The sequence below is a fragment of the Devosia riboflavina genome, assembly GCF_000743575.1.
Lineage (GTDB): Bacteria > Pseudomonadota > Alphaproteobacteria > Rhizobiales > Devosiaceae > Devosia > Devosia riboflavina.
This window is the reverse complement of the sequence record NZ_JQGC01000111.1, coordinates 1-662: the sequence shown is the minus strand read 5'-3', so window position 1 is coordinate 662 and position 662 is coordinate 1. Positions and strand designations below refer to the sequence as shown.

Annotated in this window: 1 protein-coding gene; it reads right to left on the bottom strand. The window is 62.5% G+C overall.

Features of this window, described 5'->3' with window-relative positions:
* The coding region (locus JP75_RS26750; protein ID WP_035088090.1) for a hypothetical protein at positions 1–662 on the bottom strand (662 nt) is incomplete at both ends.

The window sequence follows — 662 nt, the reverse complement described above, 5'->3', positions numbered from 1 at the left end:
GGTCGCGACGAAGTTGAACTTGAGCGAGATGGTATCTTCAGTGCCGCTCTGCGGGTGATCCAGCTGGTCGAGCAGGATGACGCGGAACGCGCCCTGCCCGTCATCGGAAAGGCTGACTTCCATGACGACCCGGTCGCCTGCCTTGCCGATAAGCACGGTACCATCTTCGTTCGCGGTGAAGACTAAGGCGACGCCGCCAGAGGTCAGCGTAGCGTTGAGAGTAACGGGATTGGCAGGATCGAAGGTGACGCTGCGGTCGCCCACGCCATCGGGCTTGTCCTGGACATAGCCGCCCGTGCCGGACGTACCGTCAGCACCGCTGTCGACGCCATCGGAGCCCCAGCTGATGTGGAGCGAGCCGCCGACGACTGCGAGCCCTGCATCATCGCCAACGCCACCCGGATTGCCGTTCTGGAGCGCATCTTCATCGAGGATGAAGGACTGGCTGAGCGAGATATTGGCGAGATAGGTGCCGTGGTGCCCTTCGGTGCCGGGGCCATCCACCGGATTGGTGCCGGAGGAACCGACTTCCTTGAAGGTCAGCTTGTCGAACTGCGCGTTGCCGGTCGCGGTCACGACGTAGGAATAGACCTGCATCGCGTTGGAGGGATCGATCGTGGCGATCAGCTGGTCGCCCCAATAGACTTCGAGCCGTGCCGTTT